At 33.2% G+C, this 3110-nt stretch carries 2 protein-coding genes; both read right to left on the bottom strand.

Going from position 1 to position 3110, the window contains the following annotated elements; translation table 11 throughout:
* Positions 1–201: 201 nt before the first annotated feature.
* The gene (locus I5M32_RS16450; protein WP_200588248.1) at positions 202–750 is read right to left on the bottom strand and encodes a hypothetical protein; all 549 of its coding nucleotides are present in this window, start codon (positions 748–750) and stop codon (positions 202–204) included.
* Between the two features lie 164 nt (positions 751–914).
* Positions 915–2984 (bottom strand): DUF262 domain-containing protein, encoded by a 2070-nt coding sequence (locus tag I5M32_RS16445; protein WP_200588247.1) that lies wholly within the window; start codon positions 2982–2984, stop codon positions 915–917.
* Positions 2985–3110: the final 126 nt, after the last annotated feature.

The following is a 3110-nucleotide window of genomic DNA, read 5'->3' as shown; positions in this document are numbered from 1 at the left end:
CAAAGTTAACTATTCAGACAACAAATTCAAAATGTTTTCTAGTCGATTCTGTCGGGTAGTATTGGCTATAACGGTTGGCAGGTTTAAGAATTTGCGGTTTTTCTTGCAAGAACTTGTCTGCCAGCACTAAATTTAGTAAAAAGTGATGAAGGCGCATAAAGCACTTCGCCCGCAATTTTTTAAACCTGTGGTTAGCACTAGTTATTTTATATAAAGCGGAAAGTGAAATTCTTTAAATATCAACTTCTGAAGTTTTTCATACTGTTCTGAGGTCTTCGCTGTGTCGGGGAAAAATGTATTAAATCTAAATTGATTATATTTTCCATTTTCTTTAATTTCAACTACAAAAAGTGTAACAGGTCTATGTAAAGCAGATTCAAAAGTCTCTTGGTCTTTCTGATTCATAAGATTTAAGGAGTCAATTTTAATTTTAAAATTGTCAAATCCGCTTTTAGGAAATAGTTTAGTTTGTGAAAGTTTAGATTTCCCTTTTTTATAACTAAAGACTTCTAATAAAGTTGCTTCATTCCCAAATGTGCTGTCCATTGAGACAGTTACTATTCTGTCAACATTAGTTGAAATATTTACTGATGCTTTAAAAGTAAAGTCTGAATTCGAAGATTTAACAGGGAAACCTCGGTCACTTGTATATTCAAAATTCCTAAAAGGCATCATGAATTCTTTGGGAGTAGAACAACCTAATAAAACAAGAGAAGTGAATGTCAAAGTTATAAATAGTCGTTGTTTCATTTGATAGGTATAATTAGTGCTAACGGTTTCGGGCTTGGCGAAGGTGGCGATTTTCACTACAAATGTTGATGCGGAGAACCAAACTTTGATTAACCACAAATGTGTCTGCGGAGCACTGAACCGCCACTTTTGCCAAACCCGTGTTATGCCTTCGCCCTTCTTTTCTAGTCAGCATATTTGATTGATAATTCGTCTTCAAATCCAAAAATTGTCAAGGCTTGTTTTATTCTGTCGAACTTACCCATATTGTCAATGTTTGCTTCTATAAAATATGTTTCACTTATTGGAACTGCTTGTCTTAATCCATTCGCTTCAGGTGTTTTTGTCAAACTAAGTCGGTCGCCAATTTCTGATGTAAAAAAGGTTTCTGGTTGTAGGTCGAATAATTGTTTGAACACTTCAATATAAAGTTTTGCTACTTGTGTAACTTCAAGTTTTTGATTGAAGAAAATAGCATATTCTAACTTTTTGTGTTTTGGGTCTTCTGCATCAAAAATGTTTATTTCGTCATTAGTTGCTTCGAGTTCAATGTCAATTTCAGGAATTTCCCAAATTTTAATAAAGCGTTCAGAAATAGTATTTGCTCGTTCTTCAATTTCTGTTTTATCCCATTTTGATTTTTCTTTCAAATCTCTGTTTAGCCAAAGTCTGCTAAAATTATAACCTTGCTCTTTGCCGTCAACGTTCATTACTTTCTTGTCAAGAAATGGCTTGTTACTTAATTTGCCGTTGTTGCCTGATAGAGTAAGATTGCCGATTGTGTTTAGATAGTTTTCTTTTATCAAATTGTATTCGTCTGCACCTAATTCAATTTTCCATTTTGGGTCAGGGTTTTGCGGAAAAATGTGTTCAATAGTTATATCGGAATTTCCTTCAATTGCTACTGGTTCGTTGTTTTGAAAGTTTTCAAGTCGTTCTAATAAGTAGGTTCGGTTTTTAGGTTTAATGTTGTAAACATCTTTTTCTTTTAGTGCGTTTATCGTTTCTGTGTTTCTTGGGAAACGCTGAACACCTGACCTTTGAAGTAAAGATTTTTGAATTGAAAACAAATAATTGTTAGGCTCAACTTTGTCGTATAAGCCCATAAATATTTTATTAAGTGCATTGGTCGGCAAGCCTAAAATGAAACGTCTGAATGTGAATGATTGAACTGTCGATAAAACTGAAATAAAAGTTGCTTTATCAATTATGTCATTTGAAAAATCTTCATAAACCTTCATTAAGAAAGGAAACGCAACATTTATTTCTAACCTGTTGATATGTTCAAGTTGAATTCGTATTAATTTGTCAGGTTCGTTTTTCGGGTTAGTTAGTTTATTGTAATACTTAACTAATGATTTTAATTCTGTGAGAACAAGCTCCAGTTCGTCAATGGTGGAAGTTGGATATTTCTCTTTAAATTTTGCGTAAACGTCACCTTTGTTTGGTATTTCTTTGTTTTTAAGAGTTAAGTAATCACGAATGAATTCAGAAACACGAGTTTTATTCAATGTTTCATCCTTTGCGTTTTTCTCGATTACTTCCCAATAGCTTTTGTAAATTCTGTCTTGATTTGTTCTTGAAAGTCCCATTAGAATATAATTTCTAATAAGGTCGGCTTGTGATAATTCAAGTCCGGTTGAATTCAGACTTTCAAAAATTCTTTGCGGATTATCTTTTTGTCTGTCAAGTGCAATATCAACGAAAATGAGTTTAGAAAGTCCACGTTGAATAACTTCAAAGTTCTCCGAATTAATTGCAGACCTGAAATAATCAAAATTTTCTATAATTTTTGAATAGCCTTTAAACTCTTCTCCGTCTGTTGAATTTAAAATGTGTCGAAGTGCTTCTTTATTATTTTCGGTTGGTTTTAATTTCAGATTTTCTTCTTCGGGTGCAAATTCATTTATTAAATACGTTTTCTGAATTCGGTTAACTAGCATTTGGTTGTCAAGTTCCTTTGCAAGTCTGTATAGTGCGATATAAATTAATGTGATAGTCGTAAGACGTTGCTGTCCGTCAATTATGGTTAATTCCGTTAAGCCTGATGCTGTGTAAACGTCATCGTGAACATAAACTATACTCCCAATAAAGTGAGCATTTGTCTTGTCATTTTTACCAGTTTCGATAATGTCGTGAAGTAGCTGTTTACATTGAAAAAGTGTCCAGTCGTAATTTCTCTGATAAACAGGAATAGCAAATGTTGTTTCATTTGTCGCTAAGAATTTATCTACTTTGGTTTCGTTTGCTTTCATATTTTATTTCTGTCTGTCTGTTCGTTTAAGGTCGTCATAGGGTGAGGCATAACGGTTTGCTAATTTGTACTGAAATGGCATTGCTTGCAAAACCATTGTCGTACCGCACTAAATTAAGTAAATAAT

Source organism: Pedobacter segetis, from assembly GCF_016623585.1.
GTDB lineage: Bacteria > Bacteroidota > Bacteroidia > Sphingobacteriales > Sphingobacteriaceae > Pseudopedobacter > Pseudopedobacter segetis.
Note: the sequence above shows the minus strand (reverse complement) of the source record. Positions and strands in the feature narration are given on the sequence as shown.